Origin of the sequence: Paenibacillus sp. MDMC362 (assembly GCF_003269305.1) — a bacterium.
Classification (GTDB): domain Bacteria; phylum Bacillota; class Bacilli; order Paenibacillales; family Paenibacillaceae; genus Paenibacillus_AQ.
The window spans coordinates 25,463-48,208 of the sequence record NZ_QLYT01000021.1 but is presented as its reverse complement, the minus strand read 5'-3'; the positions used below and the strand labels follow the sequence as shown (position 1 = coordinate 48,208).

Sequence of the window (22,746 nt, the reverse complement as noted above, 5' to 3'; positions counted from 1 at the left end):
ATGATCTACTAATCCTATCCACCAAAGAAAACTATATTTCCAAGGTTTTCAGGATAGGATTCGTGCGGGCTTTTATATATTAACCTAAAGTGCGACTGTTTTTTTGTATAGCAGTGCGTCTTTTTGTTTGTATGTGCGCCTCCTATCCGATGACCGGAAAGGAGGTTTTTTTGTGTGACCGATCGTTGTGTGAACGATCTTATCGTCTCAGCCAGATAAATTGCGAAGAGAGGGATGATGTAACAATGACAGGACCGAATCCAAATGAGAGATATCCTATACCCGGAGATAACAATCTTCAGTTTATCAAGAACACGATTACGAAACCCAATATTATCGCAGGCGATTATTCATACTACTATGCCTTAAACGGAGAATCATTTGAGGATCAAGTATTGTATCATTATGAATTCATTGGAACTAAATTAATGATCGGCAAGTTTTGTTCCATTGCTTCCGAGGTCAGATTTATGATGGATGGAGGGAACCATCGGATGGACGGTTCAACCTTTCCATTTAATATCCTTGGAAACGGCTGGGAGAAATTCACTCCATCTTTAGATCAATTGCCGATCAAGGGAGATACGATCATTGGAAATGACGTGTGGATCGGAAGACGTGCAACGATTATGTCGGGTGTAAGGATTGGCGACGGGGCGATCGTTGCCGCTGAAGCAGTCGTTGTAAAGGATGTGGAGCCTTATACGATCGTTGGAGGCAATCCTGCAAGGGAAATCCGCAAGCGATATTCCACCGAAGTCATTCAAGAGTTATTGGATATCAAATGGTGGGATTGCGATATCGAGGTCATCAATCAATATATTGGCGCAATTACAAGCGGAGATATGGACTTGCTTAGAAAGATGAGTCAGTAGATCAGAGCAAGACGCTTTAGAAAGTCAGAAATAATTTGAAAATATAGATATAGTGGTATAATGTATTAGATTGAAACACCAGAACATCTTAACCGGGAGGAAGAGTCAATGGATAGCCAACAGATACTCATCCGAAATAACGTCAAAGTAACGGGCTATGGTTCAAAGGCTCTTATATTCGCCCACGGCTTTGGCTGTGATCAGAACATGTGGCGCTTTGTCTCACCAGCTTTTGAAGAGGAGTACAAGGTGGTACTGTTTGACTTTGTAGGTTCGGGAAAGTCCGATATTCAAGCTTATGATCCTTGTCGTTATCATGATTTGAACGGTTATGCCCAAGATATTTTGGACATATGTTCAGCACTCGAGTTGAAGGAAGCCATTCTAGTAGGCCACTCCGTCGGCGCAACCATCGGTATGCTGGCGTCTATTCAAAAACCGGAATTCTTTGAGCGGCTTGTTCTGATCGGCCCTTCTGCATGCTATTTGAACGATCTGCCGGATTACATCGGCGGATTTGAACGGGAAGATCTGGTTGCTTTATTGGACATGATGGATCAAAACTATCAAGGTTGGGCAAGTTATCTGGCTCCTGTCATAATGGGAAATACGGACCGGCCGGAATTATCCGAAGAGCTGGAACTCAGTTTCTGCGCAACCGATCCTAAAGTGGCCCGTCGTTTTGCGGAAGCCACTTTTCTCTCTGATTACCGTCAAGAACTCGGCAAGGTAGTGGTGCCTTCGTTGATCCTGCAATGCTCCGATGATATGATCGCTCCGATGGAAGCTGGGGCTTACGTCCACCAGCAGATAAATGGAAGCGAGTTTCGACTGATGGATGCAACCGGTCATTGTCCACACCTAAGCCATCCGGATGAAACCATTCGACTCATCAGCGAATATTTCACCACAGTTGAGTCGACACAGGAAAGCGAGCTGCACATATAATATGGACGAGCGGTTGGATCACGCACCCTGCGGTTATTTGTCAATGGATCAAAATCGGACGATACGCATCGTCAATGCTACCTTTTGTCGCTTGTTAGAATATGAAAAACAAGGGATAATCGGCATCAGCTTTGAATCCCTGTTAACCCGGTCCAGCCAAATTTTCTTTCAGATATATTTTTTGCCGTTGATTAAGCTTAATCATCACGTTGATGAGATGTATCTAATGATGAAAACGGGTAGCGGCGGAACATTTCCCGTTCTTTTAAATGCTGTGATTCGAGAGCGGGAAGACGAACCGGTTTATGATTGCGTCTTAATTCGCATGCAGCGGAGGAAGGAATACGAGTTGCAGATTGAGCAAGCTGAGAAAGCTTATCACAAAGCAAAAGATGAACTACAACGGATGGAGCAGAAACTTAAAAATATAAGGGAAGAGATTGCATCCTTATCTAATCCCAAGTTCTAGCTCATGTCGCTTCATTTCAAACATCTATACTAGAATAAGCCATTATAACAATGAGAGCCGGTACCCAGGATAAACCTGAGTAACCGGCTTTTATATGTCTAGATTTCCCGTTAACGGAGAGTTTTTAAGAATAATGACATGCAAAATTTGAAAATTCAGCCATAGAGCCTTCTCCAGAGGCATATAAACCGATGAGTACGCCTGTAAATCCTCCCGCAACCTCAGAGGAAAGGTATCTGGTTTGCGCCGCTCCTAAGAGGATGTCCTTGCCATTAGCGTGAATGAAGAAGCTGTAGCGCTCATGGCTTGCCCGGATCTTCAAAGTCGCATGGTTGACATTTCCCAGTTCTACTTCAGATTGAATGGATTTAATATTACCGATATTCAGGCGCTCGATGACTTTATAACCGGTATCCTCTTTACGAACGGCTAAATCGTAATGATGATGTTCATCCATATAAAGCGTAATGCCCGCTTCTCCGCTCGTAAGCTGCACGTCGCATGAGATTTCCGCATTGAAGTCTCTTTGGCGAATGCCGATAAATGTCGGGGACTCCGGCATATCCAAGCTCACTCCGGTCCCTTTAAGGTGAGCCTTATCGAATGCTAATCGATAGTTCTCGGCAGCAGGATGGCGGAGGAAGCACCAGTCCAGATTCCAGTCCGTGTTCTCGAATGTAAAGGTTTTTTTCTCCTGCTGGACGATATCACTGGAGATCCGATCCGTCTCAAAACTCGTAAGGACGGTGCTGTTATGTCCTGCCGTAAACCAGCCATCCTCGCCAAATGCAACCGGTGTAAGAAAAACTTCGCGACCAAGATGATGGTAGGTAAGCCATTGGCCGATTTGACGGAAACCCAGATGGAGCATCCACCAATTGCCGTCGTTATCTTGTATCAGATCTCCATGGCCAACGCCCTGCAGCTCATAACCGCCCAGATTGCGATTGGTCAATACGGGATTGTTCGGATAGGCTTCGAACGGGCCGGAGATCGAATCCCCCCGTGCATACGTAACCATATGTCCATATTCCGTACCGCCTTCAGCCGCCATGAGGTAGTACCGGCCATTGATTTTATACATATGAGGGCTTTCCAAATAGCGCCCGCCTGTTCCTTGCCATATGGAACGACTTGGCGACAGCTTGTCGCCCGTTTCAATGTCAATTTCACACTGAACAATGCCGCCAATTCCGTTATCGTCTTTTCCGTTGCTCATAAAGAAGACTTTCCCGTCTTCAAAATACAAATCGGGATCGATTCCCCCTTGATCCACATGAATCGGCTCGGACCATTCACCGTAAATATCGTCCGTCCATACATAGAAATTATGACGCGTGGTGTCGTTGGTCGTGGTCATGTAGAATCTCCCGTTGTGGTGCCGTATCGTGGGGGCGAACACCCCGCCGGAACTGCTTACCTTGCCGAGCTGAATCTGACTCTCCCTGGTCAGGCAATGACCGATTTGCTTCCAGTTAATCAGGTCTTTGCTCTCGAAGATCGGAACACCGGGGAAGTACTGAAAGGAACTGCATACTAAATAATAAGTATCTTCTACTTTGCATACACTGGGGTCAGGATAAAATCCTTTGATGACCGGGTTATGGTATTTCATCGATCCACCTCTTTCATAAATTCACATGTATATAAATCTAAAGTGATTAGCAGCTAAGGAAATTAAACACCAGGGGTTAAAGTCTTGCAATGGATTCGGATTGAAGATTCATGTTAATTCTATTAAATTAATATATATGTGATTTCAACAGATACTAGGAGATTATGATGATCATCAAAGCAAACGGGGAACCAAAATTTATGCCGCTATATGAAGCGTTAGCCAGCGAGGTCAGATGGAACATCATGAGTCTCATTGCCGATCACGAGATGAATGTGAAGGATATTGCCAAACGATTGGAACTTAGTCCATCGATCGTCACCATGCACATCCGAAAACTCGAACAAGCCGGACTCATCGGAAGTCGTAGGGTACGGCAGGGCGGGGGGACACACAAAATGTGTTTTCTTAAACAAAAAACCATCGAGATTGAGCTGCCTTTTGCCAGCCCGCCCGCGAAGATCAGGGAGCAGCGTATATCAGTCGGTCATTACACCGCTTTTGATATCCATCCGACTTGCGGGCTCGGTACGCGCGAGAAAGAAATCGGAATATGGGACGATCCGCGCTACTTTCTCGATCCCGAGCGGGTACACGCCGCCATTCTGTGGTTTGGTTGGGGTTATGTTGAATACAAAATGCCTAACTTTTTGCTAGCCGATCAATCCGCCGAATACATTGAAATCTCCATGGAAATTGCTTCGGAAGCTCCAGGTTTAAGAGACCATTGGCCATCGGATATTGAATTCACATTTAACGGGATCCCTCTTGGGAAATGGACAAGTCCGGCTGATTTCGGTAGAGCGGCCCGAGGGAGATATACACCGGAGTGGTGGCATCGAAATGTAAATCAATACGGGTTATTGAAGACGATCCGCATTGATGCATCGGGTACGTACATGGATAATGAACGGATGTCGGAGGTGACCCTCGGGGATATCAAGCTGTGGGAACCGTTCTGGACGCTTCGTTTCGCGGTTGATGAGCATGCGGTTAACGCAGGGGGATTGACGCTTTATGGAGCGGGATTCGGCAATCACGACCAAGACATTGTCATCCGGGCATACCTTAACGATGAGCATTAATTTAGGCGTCTGAAACTGCTGATGACTTAATGTCAGTATAACCAAAGCGGGGCTGATCGTGAGTCTCTTTGCACTTGCTGTTGCAATATCTGGTCCAACCTTGCCTTTATTGTTTTCTGGGATGAATCGGAAGAAGGTCATGCTGCTTGTACTCGGTATTTTTTTTCTGGGTAACGTTGTCTCCGCGATCACATCAAACTTTACAATATTATTGATTGCTCGTGTGGTTCCAGCATTCTTTCATCCCATTTATGTTTCATTGGCTTTTACAGTTGCGGCTGCATCGGTTAGCAAGGAAGATGCGCCAAAAGCTGTATCCAAGGTATTTATTGGAGTATCCGCAGGGATGGTACTTGGAGTTCCAATTACTAGCTTAATAGCGAACGCTACCTCGTTAGGAATGGCGATGTTATACTTTGCGATAGTAAATGCGGTGGTTTTTATTGCAACACTCCTCTTTGTACCCTCTATGCCTGTTGGTGAAAAAACTTCATACGGAGCACAATTAAGTGTACTAAACAGATCAATTACCTGGCACTCTATTGCAGCTGTCATTTTCATGAATGGAGCCGTATTCGGTGTTTACAGTTACCTTTCGGAGTATCTTGAGAATATTACGAGGATGACTTGGAACACGATTAGCCTAATGTTACTGATATACGGAGGGGCTAATATTGTAGGAAACATTCTAGCCGGGAAGCTGCTTACTAAAAGTGCCATTACATCTGTGGTCATTTTTCCTTTTGCGTTAGGAGCAATTTATGTCATTTTGTTCTTCTTGGGACGCTTTAGTGTACCAATGTACCTGATCATTTTACTCTGGGGAATTATGGCCGGAATAGGAGCTAACATCAATCAATACTGGATTACGTCCACAGCTCCCGAGGCTCCCGAGTTTGCTAATGGTATATTCTTGACATCCACAAATTTAGGAACAACCATTGGAGCCACAGTGTGTGGACTATTCATATCAAGATTAGGAATCCAATACGTTGTCTTTGGGGGAATTCTATTTTTGGTTCTAAGTTCTGTATCCATACTTCTGAGGAATTCCATGTACAATCCTACAAAACATTCCTAGTAATCGATTTTTATTCACTTTTTAAACAAACATGTTTCAAAAGTTTTAGAAATAAGATATTCTATATGCAAGGAATACGGATTGATCTTGAAATATGGAGGCGTTTTCATGAATGGTTGGATTCAGGCGGGTACAGTGGATGATCTTCGAGGAGGACCGAAGCTGATCAAGGGGGCATCGTAGTATTTTATCACGAGGATGAAGTGCACGCGCTTGACAACCGGTGCCCTCACCTCGGTTTTCCGCTCCACATGGGAAGTCTATGCAACGGAATTTTGACATGCCATTGGCATCATGCCCGATTTGACGTATGCAGCGGCGGAACACTTGACCCTTGGGCGGACGATGTATCGGTACACGATATAACCATTCATGACGGTTTGATATGGGTCAACCCAAAATCCAGGAACAGCAATCAAGTACAGCTGTATAAAGACCGACTTCTGAGCGGCCTAGAGCAAAATATCGGTCTTGTCATAGCCAAGGCTATAGTCGGATTAATGGAGGCGGGCGTCCCAGAGACGGAAATTGCCGCGATTGGGATCAAATTTGGGGTCAAACAGCGCAGGCAAGGGTGGGGCTCTGGATTAACGATTCTGACCGCGATGGTCAACGTCCTGCCAAAACTCGATAAACAAGGCCGGATCCTCGCGTTGTTTCAAGGATTCCTGCACACGGCGCGCGAATCGGCCGGCAGCGGCACGCGATTCTTGCTCGATCCACTTCCGGATGCAGGCGTTTCCGAAGAACGGTTGACGGGATGGTATCGCGATTGCATTGAGGTTCGGGATACACGCGGTGCGGAACGGGTATTGCTGACCGCCGTGCAAGCGGGGACCGATAAGAAGCGATTATTTTCTATGATGAGCATGGCGGCGACGGATCATTTCTATATTAATGGAGGCCATACGCTAGACTTCCATAATAAAGCATTTGAGAGTTTGAAGTACGTCAGGCACGAGCAGCACCAATATGTACTCGCTTCACTCGTTCCGATGTTTGGGAACGCATCTCGGAGCGAAGAGCTTCATAGCTGGCAGTCCCCGGTCAATTTGGTTCGGCCGATAAAGGAAGCGTTTGAGGAGCTGTCACAAAAAGGCGTCTCAACAGGAAGCGGGGGTTCTGGCATCGATGACGAGGCGCTGCTTCAAGTCCTGCTTGGCGATGATCCGCTTCGGACAGTACACATATTGAAGGATGCTTTACTCGGAGGCGCCTCTGCAGTGCGCATCTCGCAAATTGCCGCATTGGCTGCGGCAGAACGTATCGTTCGCTTCCATATGCATAACGATTTCGGGGACTGGATCTCGGTGCTGCACACCTTTACGCATGCTCACGCCGTTCACGAAGGTTTGATCCGCTCCGAAGATTTATGGCTGGTTCGCGGTATTTTTCATACTGCGGCTACGATTTACCTCGACCGGTTTTTGAACGTCCCGGCTGCACCCAGACCAGAAGCAGTGGGTGCAGCAGAGGAAGTACCACAGCCAGACGAGCTGCTTGAGATTCTCAACAAGCAACAGCAAGTCGCGCCGGCGGCGGCATGGGTGATCCGTTATCTGCGCAGCGGCGGAAAACCAGAACCTTTATTCAACGTATTGGGTCATGCGCTCCTTCGAGAGGATGCAGAATTCCATACCTTCCAGATGTACGAGGCGGCCGTGGCGGAATATGACCGCTGGGCTTCCGAGTCTGGACCGTTTGCAGAGAAGGCCCGCGAAACGCTGATCCTTGCGGTTACCCGTTATTTGGCGTCGCATGCCCCGACTTCCCGTGAGAAGCCGCATACAGCTAAAATTGCATGGCGACTCCATCGCGGCGAGAAATTGTTCGAAGAATAATGAAGTGAGAAAGCCGGTACAACGATTGCAGCGCAGAGATGTTAGCGGAATCATCCTTAATCAACATTCTTAGCATTAACCTAAAAAAGGCTCTCTTTGAGGGTCTTTTTTATTATGAACATATAACAAGGCTGCCGAGGTCTTCTCGACAGCCTGATCTTTTAGTAGCTGAATAGCTCTTAGCTTTATTTTGTGAGTATTACCAAGGTTGCTTTGTTGGTCCAATTGTAAATTCATTAACGTTCGTATCTTCTGGCTGATCAATCGCGAATGCGACTACATTGGCTACTCGATCAGGTGAAATACCATATTGTTCGTACAACGCAGTCATACCTTCAGAAATATTCTTATCCGTAATCGTATCCAACAATTCCGTTTGGATCGCCGCGGGATATATCGTTGCTGTGCGGATGTTCGTACCTTCTTGGGCTGATTCCATGCGCAACACTTCCATCAAATCCCGAACAGCCCACTTTGTTGCGCCATAAACCGCACCGCCCGGGTAAGCTTTGAGCCCGGCCACGGATGAAGTAGTGATAATATGTCCGGATTTTTGCGATGTGAATGTTGGCAATACTGCGGCGATACCATTCAATACACCTTTAATATTAACGTCAACCATCTGGTGCCACTCGTCTGTTTTTAATTCGGACAGGGGGGAATTCGGCATTAGTCCAGCGTTCAAGAAGATTACATCGACACCGCCAAAAGCGTCTTTAGCTAGCTGAACAAGCTTATGACTATCATCTGGATTAACAACATCTGTTACACGATAAGCAGCTTGTCCACCAGCTTTCTGAATTTCTTCAGTCAAGGCTTTTAATTTGTCTTCGCGGCGTGCGCCCATAACAATTCTTGCACCCTTACTTGCCAATAATTTTGCAGTAGCTTCTCCAATTCCGGAAGAAGCTCCAGTGATTATAACTACTTTGTTTTCAATCGTCATCTCGATTCCTCCTTTAAGTATATGTTGAGTGTAATCCATAGAGTTAACTCTAAAGCAAGGGAGGATTTTAACAATTTAGAGATCGGCTAACGTATAAAATATAAAAGAAAGAGCCGCCCGTATTGATCCATAAAATTACAGGAGGCTCATCTATTAGTTAGAACTAGGAATTTCTATTTTGTTTTGTTTATGAATATCTTCAGTTCCGGCTTCTAATGCCGTTTTGTAGTATAAACATTTGTGCTCGACCAGTTCCATGGTTTGTTTTAGTTCTTCCATCTGTTTTTCCACTATAGCTTTTCGTTCCATAAACATGTCGAATCGTTGCTGCAATGTGGCATCTCCATCAGTTACCCAATCTATGAAGGTCTTTATTTCCTTGATTTGCATGCCAGTGGATTTCAAACATTCAATTACCTTTAAAGCGGCAAGATCCGATTCTTTAAACAAACGTTGGCCACTTGCCGTGCGTCCAACAAAAGGCATAAGACCTTCCTTGTCATAGTAACGCAGCGTATAAGTTGTGACATTTAATTCCTTTGCTGCTTCACTGATCGAATATGTCTTCATTATATCTCTCCTAATTAACAACTATAGACTTTGAGTTCACTCTACGAATAGGGAGGATAGTATCATACAGTTTGTATGGATGTCAATTTGCTGATCCCGAAAAAATGCACCGAACCCATGGGGTCGATGCATTTCTTTTTATAACGAGTTATAGATCTCATCATGAACAGGTTCTAACCATTCCGTTTCCCCTGGCGTAAGGGCTAAGTGCACAAACCAGCTGTCCTTTGTGGCCCCATGCCAGTGCTTGACCTGTGGTGGGATATTTACAACATCTCCGTTCTTAAGCAATTGAGCCGGTTTACCCTCTTCTTGATACCATCCCTCACCACCTGTCACCAATAAGACTTGACCAGGACCATACCTCACCAAATAAAACGTCATCATTGAGTTGAGCGAATTTAGGTGCAAACTCGCCGAGTAAATGACGTCCAGCCGTTTGTTTTTCTGCCATATTATTCATTCCTCCATTCATTTCTTGGTTAGGAATAAGTATAAATCTTAAAGTTACCTCTAACGCAAGCAATTCAGTTCGGGAGCTAAGGTGTAATAATATCGTCTATTTCTGGTTGTCCGAGGTACGCCCGGGACCAAACCGAGATCTTCATATCTTCTCCATGTGGTGATGCTCACGAGAAGTCTTTTGGAAATTTGGTTCGGTATAAAGGTTTTTGCCCCATTGGCTATACCTTCCTTAAAGTTAAACCCTGAACTACAATGACAACATCTTGAGATTTACAGCCATCCCCACAAGGATTGGAGGTTAAACAAACGAGAACTTGCATGAATGTTGTATGATCGAAGTTAGAAGGATCAAACGAGGAGGAGAGCTTGATGGAAAAGGGTGAACTTGGATATAGCAAGGTATGGGCAATACCGAAAGATATCATAGCAGCGGGTTGTCGTCATACCGTAGGACTTAATTCGGACGGTACGGTAACAGCTGTAGGTGATAATAAATATGGCCAATGCGATGTAAGCGGCTGGAAAGATATGGTGGCGGTAGCGGCGGGTAATGTTCATATGGCGACGAACACGGGTAATGCTCATACCGTAGGGCTTAAGTCGGACGGCACCGTGGCAGCTGTGGGTTGGAACAAGCATGACCAATGCAATGTAAACGGCTGGCGTGACATCGTGGCGGTAGCGGCGGGTTGGCGTCGAACCGTCGGGCTTAAATCGGATGGCACGGTGGTGGCTGTGGGTCGTGATCATGAAGGCCAATGCAATGTAAGCGGCTGGGGAGATATGGTTGCGGTTGCGGCTGGTGATTGGCATACCGTCGGGCTTAAATCGAATGGAAGGGTGACAACTGTGGGCAACAATCGTTATGGCCAATGTAATGTAAGCGGCTGGAGCGGCATTGTGGCTGCAGCGGCGGGGTATCTTCATACTGTCGGGCTTAAGTCGGACGGCACGGTGGTGGCAGCGGGTTTAAATAAGTATGGCCAATGTGATGTAAGCGGCTGGCGCGATATGGTGGCGATAGCGGCGGGTAGCTATCATACCATCGGCCTAAAATCGGACGGTACGGTGAAGGCTGTGGGATGGAATGAGCGTGGCCAATGCAATGTAAGCGGCTGGCGCGATATGGTATCAATTGCTGCGGGTTGCGTTCATACTCTCGGCGTAAAATCGGACGGCACGGTGGTGGCTGTAGGCGATAATGAATATGGCCAATGCGATGTAAGCGGTTGGCATGGTATCCAACTGCCCAGTAATTAAATTGCAATATGTAAGGATACATATATTATTGTGAGCCATGCCTGAATTGTGAAATTGCTTGACTCTGAAAAGTAAGACAAAATAGCAAACAAAAAGAAATATCAAATCCTCTGCTGTAATAGGATGAAAATGGGTTCATTTGACGTGATGGGAAGGTGAGGCAATTGAATGATTCGGAACTAATCGATTTATACAAGATCAATCTGCAGCAGTATTCCATCGATCAATTAAGATATGTATCTGAACGAGGGGTATGGTCAATCGGCCAGATGTATGACCATATGATCCTCACTGCTCTCGATTACCTTGACCAAGTGCAAAGATGTGCGACCATGAGTGAAGTGCAGCTGCAAGGAAAGACAGAGGCTGGCAGCCAATTGTTTTGCGCCGGTTCATTTCCTCCGATAAAAATCAGATTACCGGATGGGCCTGAGAATACCCCAAGTAATTCGGAAACCGTGGATGATCTCATTCACGGACTCGATACGGTGCTTCAGAGAATGTATGAATGGGAGGAGAACTTACATGCAATAAACCCAAATTACAAAGTCAGACATGAAGGATTTGGGTGGCTCAACGCACGGGAGTGGTTCGATTTGGTCGGTATGCATTTCCGCCATCACTTACGCCAAAAGGCCGAACTGGAACAAAAACTTGAGTTTTAATTTTAATGTGAAGGAGTATAGGTATGGAAACTTTAGGATCCTTGAATATTGATGTGACAACTTTGTTTGTAGAGGATTTGCAAAGGGTAAGGGCGTTCTATCAAGATGTATTCGGATTATCCGCCGTATATGTAGACGCTGTTTCTGCGGTATTCAACTTCGGAAATATGAGCATAAATCTCCTGGATATTTCCGAAGCATACGGTCTGATTCAACCTGGAACAGTCGCAAACCGGGAATCCGGATCTCGTTTCCAGTTTACCATCCGGGTGGATGATGTAGATGCAGTGTGCGATGAATTGAAACCACATGGAGTTGCTCTACTTAACGGTCCAGTGGACCGAGCTTGGGGAGTACGCACTGCTGCTTTCATGGATCCGGCAGGACATGTCTGGGAGATTGCACAGCAATTAACCTAGTGACGAAGTAAATACGAAACGCAAAAAAAAGGTCGACCAGCAAGTTCTGGTGACCTCATATTACGATCGGGAAGGGTCGTTGCTTCTTGAGAGTTCATTACGGACGAGAGCCATGTTCCAATCATACCTACTAAAATAAAGTTCGAGAAATCAAGTTGATATTTTGCAGTATCGGGAGATGATCTATCCGTTTGTACTAAGCGCCAACAAGCGTTTAAGGTTGTCATCAATACATTTATTATCGGCTTGGTTGATACCGCGACCAGCAAAATGCCCCCAGACCGACTCGATCGGATTAAAAACAGCATTAGGAATAAGCTTAGCCTCGTATTCGTTATCGTCCGCCGTGCAGAAGAGATCCGTGCTTCCTGGCATGACGCAGGCAAGTGCTTTGATGCTTCTGAGCGCCTTATCGAAATCTCCGTTATAAGAGGAGTTTGCGCTAATATCTGCATGTTGTCCTGTCCATAACATGGCTAGGACATTGTGCGGATCCATCTGCATAAAGCTTTCCTCCCAAAAGCCAGCCACAAAATCCGCCAATGCGTCAAATCCTAGCTCACGATAAAGTTCCATTCTGTAAAACGCATGAGATACCCCCCATCCCGCATAGACACGGCCAACGGCACGCATGTCTGCAGAAGTCAACTGGTCTAGTTTACTTGAATTGGAGCCGACTGCAGATATGAGTGCAGCTTTCATCCCTTCCAAGACGACATACGTTTGAGGCCAAGTCTTGGCAACACCGGCGAAGGGGGCAATTCGTTCCACCATACCTGGATAACTTGCTCCCCACTGGAATGCTTGAATGCCTCCCATGGACCATCCAACGACGAGTGCAATCTTATGAATGCCGAATTTTTCGGTGACCAGCCGATGCTGGAACTTAACGTTGTCATAGATGGTTACCTGCGGAAAATTAGCCCGGTCGAATGGGGGAGGCGTGTTGCTGGGTGACGAAGATAATCCGTTGCCCAGCAGATTTGGAACGATAATGAAATAATCTCTCGGATCTAGCGCCATGTCATTTCCAATCAACCACTCATTCTGAACATGGTGGTCGCCAAAAGCCGTTGGATAGACGATGACATTATCTTTCTTTTCATTCAATCGTCCGTATGTCTTATAAGCAAGAAAAGCGTTCGGTAACGTCGCTCCGGATTGCAAGGTAACGTCACCCAAATCAAAAATCTCATAGTCCATCGTATTGTTTACTCCCTTCAAAATGAAACCATATATTTAGAATGTAATTCTTGTTGTTAGTATAGTTCCGTGATACTCTCAATAAAAGTGAATGAATTTCATAGCTATATTCAATAATTTTGAAAGTAAAAGGGGGATCGTATGATGGAATTGCGCCAACTGAATACGTTCCGCACGGTTGCCACAACTTTAAATTTTAGTCGGGCTGCGGAAGTGCTGAACTATGTCCCCTCCAACGTCACGATGCAAATGAAAGCATTGGAGGATGAACTTGGGGTTCGTCTCTTTGACCGCTTGGGCAAGCAGCTCGTTCTGACGACTGCGGGTAAGCGCTTTTTGACTCATATCGAAGGCGTGCTAAATCAATTGGACGAAGCTCGCAGCGTCGTTCATGACAATGAAAACTTGAGCGGCACCCTAACGATTAGCGCTAACGAAGTTCTTTGCGCCTATCGGCTTCCCGTTGTCTTTCAACGTTTTCGTTCGCGCCATCCGGGCGTGCGCCTCATCTTCCGCTCCGTTCCCAATCAGGAACTCAAGCAAACGCTCTTTGAGGGAACCGCAGATGTCGTCTTTATGTTGGACGAACCTATTCGCTCGAGCGGACTTGCGGTGGAGCCGATCGTGGAGGAAACTTTCCGATTATTCGCCGCTCCGAACCACCCGCTTGCAAAACGAACGGTACTGCAGCTGGAAGATTTCCACGGTGAAGTGTTCCTGACGAATGAAAAGGGTTGTCCCTATCGAACCATGTTTGACCGGTCATTTGAGAAAGAGGGCATTGATAGTATTACTTATTTAGAGTTTCAAAGTGCCGAAGCCATTAAACAATGCGCCATTACGGGAATCGGCATTGCCTTTCTTCCTGAAATCGTCGCGGAAGCCGAGGTCGAACGGGGCGAACTTGTTGCCATACCATGGCAAATTCCGGACTTGCATGTGTATACACAAATGTTATGGCATAAAGACAAGTGGCTTTCACCTATCATATTTTCTTTCATAGAAGCTGCAAGGGAGGTTATTGCTGTAGAGGAGGAGGAAACCGTATAGCCCCTATACAGCTGTCGAGAGACAAGGACGAACCAAATACCATTCGAAAGTCGCTAAATTAGCGGCTTTTTGTTTTGCGAACCCAAATCATTATATTGAAAACGAGGTGAACAGAAAGAGATAACCACATTGGGATGAAAGAAAAGTCAGCGAATCTAATGTAAAAATTTGAATTGACAGATCGTTTAAAATACAAGTAATATACATGTATGTTAATGAGGGCCCGAAAGTAAGCGAGTTGCCCAGAAGGGTATAAACGCAGATTGACCTCCATTGGGTATTGTTCGCCATTAAATTATGACAGCGTTTTCTTGGTCGGTTGTACAGTAAGAAACTCACTTATTAACGGAGGAGCTGAGATTAATGCTTCGAACGGAATTTATAAAGCCCTCGCTGCTGGAGACGGGGGAGGAGCACCGGCTGAGCTTCATGTTAGAGCAACCCTGCGGGAGACTAGAACCCCAATCGGATTCTGCCTATAGAATGACCTGCAGCGATCCGGAGATTCTTGGGCTGAACGGAAGCCTGATAACCGGGCTGAAGCCCGGCGAGACGGAAGTCACCGTATATTCCCAGAGCGATAGACCATCAGCGTACATCTGGAAGGTGCGGGTACAGCCGGCAGGTCAGGCTTCAATCATGAAGCTGCAGGAACATCCGAGAATATTGTTTTCGGAAGAAGAACTCAAGGCATTTCGGGAACGGATTAAGTCGGGTGACGCCCGTTCTGCGAGGATCATCGATGCATCTCGGCTATGGGAGGAATATTTGGCAAAAGCGGACGCCTATGTGGAGGAAGAAAGTTTCGAGGTGCTGTATCCGTCCATATCGGATCAGTGGAAGGTTGAGCTGCCTCTGACGGAGCCCAAGCGGGTGCCCGAACCGCAAGGCCACACCTTCTTCCCTTTCTGGACGATGTATGCCAGAGCGATTGAGGATCGGCTGGTCGTGATGTCCACGGCTTTCCTGGTGACGAATGAGAGTAAATATGCGGTGCGAGTGAAGGAACATCTGTTGTCTCTGACCTCCTTCGGCAAATGGTATGAGTTTGACGAGCGGGGTGCGGAAGGAAATTTGAGCAACGCCCACCTGCTGCTTGGCGTTTCGAGTGCCTATGATGCGATTCACAGTCTTCTAACGGGGGATGAGCGGCGATCCATTCGCCAAGCCATTCTGGAAAAAGGGCTGCAGCCGCTGGCCATCGATATCGGAAGCAGCGATATGCACAATATTGTGGCAGCCAAGCAGGTGGCGATGGTGTACGGTGCGGCGGCTATCATGGATGAGATCTCGTTTGCCGCCAAATATTTAAACGCGGGACTTACTTATCTTCAGCGTTATTTGGAGCGAAAACGGGTGTCCGGCGAAACAGAGGGGCTATTGTACGACAATGTGGCAGCACGACATGCCTGGATGGCGGCTGATCTTTACAGGAGAATCAGCGGCGATGACAGCCTGGTTCAGGACCCGTATTTACGGGAAGAGCTTCCCGAGCGTTTTTTTCGGCTGATGGCGCCGGGGGAGGAGAGCTCGTTCCCGAATCTGTCGGATTCATTTTCCAAGCTCGATATCACATATCTCATGGCCATGACAGCTACCCATTACGACCATCCGGCAGCAGTGTGGTACTTGCAGAAGCATGCTGCGGCACATCACAATTCACTTCTTTATTTGCGGAATGAGACCTCTCCGAAGAGCCCGTCGGAGCTTTACGGTACATGTGCTTCAGCGGTCTTCCGGAGCGTAGGCTGGGCCGCCCTGCGGTCAGGATGGGGCGATGAGGATCATCTGCTGTGCTTTACCTCCAGCAGCTCGGCGAAGGACCATAATCACAGAGACCAGAACAATCTGGTGATCAATGTCGGCGGAGAATGGCTGCTGACCAATCCTGGCTATCAGGATTATGTACCCGGTCCGAAGGCGGATTACACGACCGGCACGGTAGGACACAATTCGCTGCTCGTCAAGGGTCAGGGACAGGCCCGCCTGGGAGGAGGCGATCTCCGGGAGGAACTGCTGCTACCGTCATTCGAGGCGGTTGTCGGGGACGCTACCGAAAGTTATGGGGGGCTGCTGAAAGGCTACCAGCGATCTGTCATACATATCGATTCGGCTTATTACGTCATCGTGGATGATGTGGAGCTGCATCAAGATTCCGATGAGGCGGAACTGCTGTTTCATACGACCTCGGCGGTTCTGGATGGTAATGAGCCCAAGGCCCCGGGCGAGAACCTGGAAAGTGAATCCGTTGCATTCCAGGGGGAGAAGGGCGCACTACAGCTCATGATCCCTTTTCCCGAGGAGAAGGTGCTTTCCCTCCGTGAATACCCAGGGGCGGAGAGCTACGGTCCTTATGTTGCTGTTAGTGGCACGAAGGGTGTAAGACGGCGATTTCTCACGCTGATCAACCCGCGGCTGCAATATGGTGAAAGGCTAAATACCCGTCAAAAGGAACAGAATGCCGGCAGCCTTACCTGCGGTTTTACGGTGGAAAGGCAGAACGGGGCGGAGGATATCTGGCTGTTCTGCGCTGACGCTGCGGAAGCACGTTACCGAGGCATTACCTTCCTAGGGGATACCGCACGCATCTCCGGTGCCGGCAAGCTTCATTTGTGGAAGGCGGAGCGGCTGTCCGGCGGGGACATCGTTTTCGAGGCGGAACTGCCTCTAAGCATATACAGCAATGTCCGCGATTCAACCTGCTTCATGCATAATCCCCATCCGGTAGAAGTGCCCTTCAAGCTGAAGCTGATAACTGCCGGCGTGGAAGTCGAACAAACCGCACCACCCGGCTATTATGAATGGAATCTTATGAACATCGGCAGAGGTGGTCAGGCGGAAGGGAGAGAAGCAATGTGGAAACCGTGACTTCGAAAATCAATAAACCGGCTCCTGCCAAAACGAGCGCATGGAAGCGAATCCGAACTCGAATGTGGAGGGACCGTTATTTGTACCTCTTGCTGCTGCCGGGCCTGCTCTATTTTATCGTGTACCGGTATCTGCCCATGCTGGGCATATCACTTGCCTTTAAAGAATACAGTCCGTTTCGGGGATTTGCGGAGAGTCCTTGGGTCGGATTCGCGAACTTTGCCCGAATTTTCGAAAGCTCCGAGGTGATCCAGGTGATCTGGAATACCCTGACCATTTCCTTCCTGCAAATCGCGTTCGCATTTCCGGCACCGATCTTGCTGGCCATCATGCTGAACGAGGTGGCCAATCCGCTCCTGAAAAGAGGGCTGCAATCCATCGTGTACATGCCGCATTTTCTGTCCTGGGTCGTGGTGGTCGGTATCGTGACGATCTTCTTCCGCAATGAAGGTCTGGTCAACGATGTGCTCCGAGAGCTGTTCGGCCTGCAGCAGACGATCCCTTTTCTGACCGAACCCGATTATTTCCGTGCCTTTCTGGTGCTGGAGGTCATATGGAAGGAAGCCGGCTGGGGAACGATTATCTTTCTGGCGGCGCTCGCAGGCGTTAACCCGGCTCTGTACGAGGCGGCCGTCATGGACGGCGCTGGACGCTTCCGCCAAATCTGGCATATTACGCTGCCCGCCATACGCAGCACAATCATTATCATGCTGATCATACGACTCGGTGACGTGCTGGAGATCGGCTTCGAGCAGGTGTTCCTTCAGCTGAACGCCTTCAACATGCACATCGGCAATACGCTCGACACCTTTGTGTATTACAAGGGTATTCAACAGTCGGACTACAGCTTCTCCACCGCGGTCGGCGTGTTCAAGGGGCTGGTCGGTCTCGTGCTGGTCATGGCCGCTAACAGGCTGTCCAAGCGTTTTGGCGAGCAGGGCGTATATTAAGCGATTCGATGCTTTCAGAGAGGAGATCGACACATGAAGCAAAAATCCATCGCGGACCGTTTCTTTAACGGTGTGAATATCAGTCTACTGCTTGTCATATCCGCGGTCATGCTGTTTCCGTTTGTATATTTGTTCTCGGTTTCATTTTCCTCGTTCGAGGATTTTCTGGGCAGCAAGCTGCTGCTATGGCCGTCCAAATGGACGACCGATGCCTATGAATATATCTGGGCCTCCAGGACGTTCCGGCAGGCGCTGCTGAACACCTCGGTGGTTACCGTTCTTGGCACCATCGTCAATCTGTTTTTTACGGCGACGATGGCATACGCCTTGTCCCGACCGATCGTCGGTCAGCGCACCGTTATGTTTATGGTCGTATTTGCGCTCCTGTTCTCGGCGGGCATGATTCCGACCTATCTGGTCGTGCAGGAAACAGGGCTGCTCGATTCCATCTGGTCGCTTATTTTGCCGGTGGCCATTGCGCCCTTCAACCTGATTGTCATCCGCCAGTTTTTCATGAACATCCCAAGCGACATGATCGAGGCAGGCATCGTGGACGGCGCGAATGACCTGCAGATTTTCGGGCGTATCATCCTGCCGCTCTCGAAGCCTGCACTGGCGGCATTCAGCCTGTTTTATGCCGTCACGCACTGGAACAACTATTTTGCGCCGATTCTGTACATCAATGATCCGGCTAAATGGACGATTCAGGTGGTGCTGAGACAGATCGTGGTGGTGGGGGAAACGACAGGCACGCTCGGGGGCGATAATATGTTCCTCGAAAATCCGCCGCCGCCCGAGACGATCCAGATGGCCGCCATTCTGATGGCGACGCTGCCGATCCTGATCGTGTATCCGTTCCTGCAGAAGCACTTCGCCAAGGGAGTCATGCTGGGCGCGGTCAAAGGTTGATGACTTCGATACAGCCGGACCATGGCGGCTGTCCGAATGAATCATAGATGGAGGTCACACTCCGACATTGATATGAATGGGGGAAAACTCATGTTAAAGAAACGCAGACTTACCGCAGTAATGGCGGCCTTGCTCTCCATCAGCCTGGCTGCATGCGGCGGCCAGCCGAAAGCGGAGGAGCAGCCGAAAGCCCCGGCTTCGGGAGATAAGAGTCCGGCGCAGGCGGATCCAAAGTTTTCGATTACCGCAATCGATTTCCGGTATGGCGATCCGCCGCCGAATTCAAGCCCCGGCATTGACATGATCAACGAAAAATTCAATGTGGACTACAAGCCTGTTTTTGTACCGAACACCGCTTTTGATGAAAAGATCAACGCTGTATTCGCATCAGGTCAGATTCCGGATATGATCGGCTTAATGTCGACCGACTTGAAAAACCGCTACAACAAGTTTGCGAAGCAGGGTGCGTTTTTGGACCTCGAGCCGTACATCAACGATTATCCGACCTTGAAGGCCGTGCCCGATTACATATGGGACTCCATGCGGGTAAACGGCAAAATTTATGCGATTCCACAATATGCCCCGAAGTATCAGGTGGTACCGGTGATCCGCAAGGACTGGCTTGATAAGCTTGGCCTGAAACCACCGACCAATTATGAGGAGCTGAAGGAGGTAGCCCTGGCGTTTACGAACGGAGATCCGGACGGCAACAGCAAAAAGGACACGTACGGGATCGCCATCGGCCAGGATATTAATCCAAACTTTAACCAGGGACCCTATTGGGACCCGGATGCCTGGTACCATCTGGATGCGCAGGGCAACTACATCCCGGGCATAATCGGCGAAGGCCGACGGGAGTTTATTACGATGCTGTCCGAGCTTTACAAGCAGGGAGCCATGACCAAGGACTACGCGATTCTGAACTGGGGAGACACCAACAAGGAATTCTATTCCGGCAAGGCAGGCATCTTCATCGGGACGCCCCGCGGCATGTCGCAGGATTATATGAACGGGCTGCTCGCGATACATCCCGAAGCCGAGTTTATACACCTGGAGCCGTTTGAGGACCCATACGGAAACAAGGGATTGACGGCTGGAGCAGGGTATAACGGCCTTACCGTGCTGAGCGCCAAACTTGAGGATGAGCCGGAAAAGCTGAAGAAAGTGCTGGAGATGATCGATTTTGGCCGCAAATTCTATCCGCAGGATCAGAAGAATGAGAAGAACGCCGATTTTGACTGGTGGTCAGGCAAAGTCGGTTCAGGTTACGTTATGAAAGACGGCGTGCCTGTATTCAACGAGAACTTCGGCAGAGACGGTCTGGGGCCTTCAACGTATTATGTTGATAATTCATCCTGGGTACCTCAGGACTCGGACAATGTATATTCCATTACGTATCAGACGCAACAACTGGTGGATCTTGTAGCTGCCATTGAAACGATGTACAAGGATATGAAGCTCTATATCAACCCGATCAATGGTTTGGAATCGCTGACGGACAACGCGAAAGGCGCAGAACTGAAAAAGTATGTCATGGATGAGCAGGTGAAAATGATTGCTGGCACCCGTCCCGTGTCCGATTGGGAAAAGCTGGTTCAGGAGTACATGGACAAAGGCGGAGCCCAGATCGTCCAGGAATACAATGCGAATATAAAAGAGAAGGATCCTAAAGCACTTTTTAAGTGAGCTTGGTTAAAGTGACGATTTATAAATGATCTGTAGAACGGCGGGGCAAATCATTTTGCCCCTGTTCTGCATTGGATGTCAGGCACCTATGCGAATGCGAGCAGGGGAAGAGGGAGAGATGTATCATGAGAAAGACAGCCAAAATCGGTCTGTGGTTTAACAAGCGGTCGGCGGAGTTCCTCTGGAGACACGGCCAAGACCTGTTTCAGCTTTATCTGGAGGAGGTGCTTGGGCATGCCGGCATTCCTTATGCAAGGTTTGATGATGCCAAAGCCCTTGAGTCCTATCATCCTGATATCATCGTCGTGCTGCATGCGGGAGAGAAGGAAGAGGATCTCAACCGACTGGAGCGGTGGGCCCGACAGGGTGCAACGCTCATCAGCTATGGTGGATTGAACCGTATGGCCGGCCGGCTGGGCTGTACCCGGTTTGCCATCAGGGATGCGGTGTATGGCGATCTGTCGGGGTTAAAATATGCGCAAGGCATGCCGGTTCTGAGAGCGGTAATCAGTGATCCGTGGATGGTATCGCAGACATCTGACTTGCCGGTTGAAGCGGGCGGCGTTCTGCGCCGGCTACGGAAAGATGGCGCCGAGGCGTCCGCGGCCGTCATCAAGTTCCCGCTCGGCGGCGGACGGCTGATCCGCTGGAATGTGGACATTCCTGCGAACATCGTCATGCTGCAGCAGGGCGGAGGCCCTGTCGTGCACGACGGCATACCTGCTCCGGACGGAACAGGAGCGGTGGACGAAGGCATTCTGAAGGCGGATGACCGGTGTGAGCTGGACTGGAATGAGGATCGTTCGGTGACAGAGACCGGGATGCCTTATTTTGATACGCCGTATGCTGACTGGTGGCGCGAGGTGATTGTCCGCCAGCTGATGGAGGAAGCGGATGCGCTTGGATTGTCGCTTCCTTTTCTGGATTATTGGCCGGAAGGCGTCCATCAGGTGGCCATGATCTCGCACGACAGCGATTTCAACGTTGAGGAGGCGGCCCGAACGACCTTGAGCGTGCTTCGGAATAACGGCGTCCGATCGACCTGGTGCATGATCGACCCGGGCTACTCCCCGTCGTTGTACAAGGAAATTCAGGCAGCCGGGCATGAGATGGCTTTTCACTTCAATGCTTTGGAGCAGGAGAATGGCATATGGAGCGTCGAAGAATTCACACGTCAATTGAACGTGATTCGGAGCACCAGCGGATCGCCAATCGTATCGAACAAGAACCACTATACCCGTTTTGAGGGCTGGGGAGAGCTCTATGAATGGTGCGAGTTGAACGGCATTGAAGCGGATCAGACCCGGGGGCCGAGCAAAAAAGGAAATGTCGGCTTTCCGTTCGGCACCTGCCATCCCTATTATCCTATCGCTCGTTCTCATGAGCAAAATCGGCTTTACCGGGTGCTTCAGATTGGCTTTCTAACTCAGGACCTGGAGCATCCCACACTATCGGATCTGTCGGTGATTGCCCCGTTTCTCGAAAAGGTGGCCGAAGTCCGCGGCGTCGCACACTTTCTGTTCCACCAGCAGCATATCCATAACCTGGAGCAGGTCCGGCGTGCCCTTTCGCTTTCCGTCGAAACCGCGAAGCGTCTTGGTTATGTATTCTGGACGAGCGAGGAGATCACCCGCTGGGAGCAGGCCAGACGAGCTGCGGTCCTGCGGGTCGGCGCAGACGGAATCCTGATCGCCGAGAATCTTCCGCAAGGAGCGGTAGTGCGTCAGCCTTTAAATGAGGAGTCGGCCCCATCAGCTACACGGACGGAAATTCGCTTTGGGCGCCCGTGTGCAGAAGCGGCGAGCAGCGTGAAAACAGCAGCTGAATAACGACGAAGAGGA

19 protein-coding genes and 2 pseudogenes are annotated in these 22,746 nt (G+C 48.7%); 15 read left to right on the top strand and 6 right to left on the bottom strand.

The features are described from left to right. Nucleotides 1-245 precede the first annotated feature (245 nt). The 3 genes from vat(I) to DP091_RS11105 all read left to right on the top strand — a co-directional run bounded on the left by vat(I) (nt 246) and on the right by DP091_RS11105 (nt 2,292). Nucleotides 246-875: a streptogramin A O-acetyltransferase Vat(I) gene (gene vat(I) / locus DP091_RS11115; RefSeq protein ID WP_113058390.1), complete on the top strand. Its 630-nt coding sequence runs from the start codon at nt 246-248 to the stop codon at nt 873-875. Nucleotides 876-983: 108 nt separating this feature from the next. Then, nucleotides 984-1,823 (top strand): alpha/beta fold hydrolase, encoded by an 840-nt coding sequence (locus DP091_RS11110; RefSeq protein ID WP_113058389.1) that lies wholly within the window; start codon nt 984-986, stop codon nt 1,821-1,823. Between the two features lies 1 nt (nt 1,824). Beyond that, the gene (locus DP091_RS11105) at nt 1,825-2,292 is read left to right on the top strand and encodes a PAS domain-containing protein (RefSeq protein ID WP_113058388.1); all 468 of its coding nucleotides are present in this window, start codon (nt 1,825-1,827) and stop codon (nt 2,290-2,292) included. Between the two features lie 124 nt (nt 2,293-2,416). Here DP091_RS11105 and DP091_RS11100 read toward each other — a convergent pair whose 3' ends face one another. Then, complete coding sequence (locus tag DP091_RS11100; protein ID WP_113058387.1) at nt 2,417-3,907, bottom strand: glycoside hydrolase family 43 protein; 1,491 nt, start codon at nt 3,905-3,907, stop codon at nt 2,417-2,419. A 170-nt stretch (nt 3,908-4,077) separates the two neighbouring features. Between DP091_RS11100 and DP091_RS11095 the strand changes: the two genes are divergently transcribed. The 3 genes and pseudogenes from DP091_RS11095 to DP091_RS11085 all read left to right on the top strand — a co-directional run bounded on the left by DP091_RS11095 (nt 4,078) and on the right by DP091_RS11085 (nt 7,914). Then, entirely contained in the window at nt 4,078-4,992 is a 915-nt protein-coding gene (locus DP091_RS11095; RefSeq protein WP_181469784.1) for an ArsR/SmtB family transcription factor, read from the top strand. Nucleotides 4,993-5,020: 28 nt separating this feature from the next. Next, a pseudogene (locus DP091_RS11090) lies at nt 5,021-6,073 on the top strand (MFS transporter); the annotation flags it as partial. Between the two features lie 203 nt (nt 6,074-6,276). Continuing rightward, entirely contained in the window at nt 6,277-7,914 is a 1,638-nt protein-coding gene (locus DP091_RS11085; protein WP_258394482.1) for a Rieske (2Fe-2S) protein, read from the top strand. Nucleotides 7,915-8,113: 199 nt separating this feature from the next. On the opposite strand, the gene DP091_RS11080 is transcribed toward DP091_RS11085, so the two are convergent. The 4 genes and pseudogenes from DP091_RS11080 to DP091_RS32465 form a co-directional block, all read right to left on the bottom strand. After that, nucleotides 8,114-8,860, bottom strand: a complete 747-nt coding sequence (locus DP091_RS11080) for an SDR family oxidoreductase (RefSeq protein WP_113058383.1) — start codon at nt 8,858-8,860, stop codon at nt 8,114-8,116. 153 nt (nt 8,861-9,013) lie between these two features. Then, on the bottom strand, nt 9,014-9,430 hold the full coding sequence (locus DP091_RS11075; RefSeq protein WP_113058382.1) for a MerR family transcriptional regulator: 417 nt from the start codon (nt 9,428-9,430) through the stop codon (nt 9,014-9,016). A 138-nt stretch (nt 9,431-9,568) separates the two neighbouring features. After that, nucleotides 9,569-9,784: pseudogene (locus DP091_RS11070) on the bottom strand (cupin domain-containing protein); the annotation flags it as partial. Then, nucleotides 9,756-9,884 (bottom strand): hypothetical protein, encoded by a 129-nt coding sequence (locus tag DP091_RS32465; RefSeq protein WP_258394489.1) that lies wholly within the window; start codon nt 9,882-9,884, stop codon nt 9,756-9,758. The pseudogene DP091_RS11070 and the gene DP091_RS32465, both read right to left, overlap by 29 nt. Before the next feature lie 380 nt (nt 9,885-10,264). On the opposite strand from DP091_RS32465, the gene DP091_RS11065 reads away from it, so the two are divergent. The 3 genes from DP091_RS11065 to DP091_RS11055 all read left to right on the top strand — a co-directional run bounded on the left by DP091_RS11065 (nt 10,265) and on the right by DP091_RS11055 (nt 12,239). Then, the gene (locus DP091_RS11065) at nt 10,265-11,155 is read left to right on the top strand and encodes an RCC1 domain-containing protein (RefSeq protein ID WP_113058381.1); all 891 of its coding nucleotides are present in this window, start codon (nt 10,265-10,267) and stop codon (nt 11,153-11,155) included. Nucleotides 11,156-11,310: 155 nt separating this feature from the next. Further along, on the top strand, nt 11,311-11,820 hold the full coding sequence (locus DP091_RS11060; RefSeq protein ID WP_258394481.1) for a DinB family protein: 510 nt from the start codon (nt 11,311-11,313) through the stop codon (nt 11,818-11,820). A 23-nt stretch (nt 11,821-11,843) separates the two neighbouring features. Then, nucleotides 11,844-12,239, top strand: a complete 396-nt coding sequence (locus DP091_RS11055) for a VOC family protein (RefSeq protein ID WP_113058379.1) — start codon at nt 11,844-11,846, stop codon at nt 12,237-12,239. Between the two features lie 183 nt (nt 12,240-12,422). Here the strand turns inward: DP091_RS11055 and DP091_RS11050 are convergent, their stop codons facing one another. Next, complete coding sequence (locus DP091_RS11050; protein WP_113058378.1) at nt 12,423-13,442, bottom strand: alpha/beta fold hydrolase; 1,020 nt, start codon at nt 13,440-13,442, stop codon at nt 12,423-12,425. Between the two features lie 144 nt (nt 13,443-13,586). On the opposite strand from DP091_RS11050, the gene DP091_RS11045 reads away from it, so the two are divergent. The 6 genes from DP091_RS11045 to DP091_RS11020 all read left to right on the top strand — a co-directional run bounded on the left by DP091_RS11045 (nt 13,587) and on the right by DP091_RS11020 (nt 22,734). After that, nucleotides 13,587-14,492 (top strand): LysR family transcriptional regulator, encoded by a 906-nt coding sequence (locus DP091_RS11045; RefSeq protein WP_113058377.1) that lies wholly within the window; start codon nt 13,587-13,589, stop codon nt 14,490-14,492. Between the two features lie 363 nt (nt 14,493-14,855). Then, on the top strand, nt 14,856-17,360 hold the full coding sequence (locus tag DP091_RS11040) for a heparinase II/III domain-containing protein (RefSeq protein ID WP_113058376.1): 2,505 nt from the start codon (nt 14,856-14,858) through the stop codon (nt 17,358-17,360). Then, nucleotides 17,348-18,310, top strand: coding sequence for an ABC transporter permease (locus DP091_RS11035; protein ID WP_113058375.1), 963 nt, complete (start codon nt 17,348-17,350; stop codon nt 18,308-18,310). Before DP091_RS11040 ends, DP091_RS11035 begins: the two co-directional genes overlap by 13 nt. A 33-nt stretch (nt 18,311-18,343) precedes the next feature. After that, nucleotides 18,344-19,219: a carbohydrate ABC transporter permease gene (locus DP091_RS11030; protein ID WP_113058374.1), complete on the top strand. Its 876-nt coding sequence runs from the start codon at nt 18,344-18,346 to the stop codon at nt 19,217-19,219. Nucleotides 19,220-19,309: 90 nt separating this feature from the next. Then, nucleotides 19,310-20,905 carry an extracellular solute-binding protein gene (locus tag DP091_RS11025; protein WP_113058373.1) on the top strand — a complete coding sequence of 532 codons (1,596 nt, stop codon included), beginning with the start codon at nt 19,310-19,312 and terminating at the stop codon, nt 20,903-20,905. 125 nt (nt 20,906-21,030) lie between these two features. Further along, entirely contained in the window at nt 21,031-22,734 is a 1,704-nt protein-coding gene (locus DP091_RS11020; RefSeq protein ID WP_113058372.1) for a polysaccharide deacetylase family protein, read from the top strand. Nucleotides 22,735-22,746: the final 12 nt, after the last annotated feature.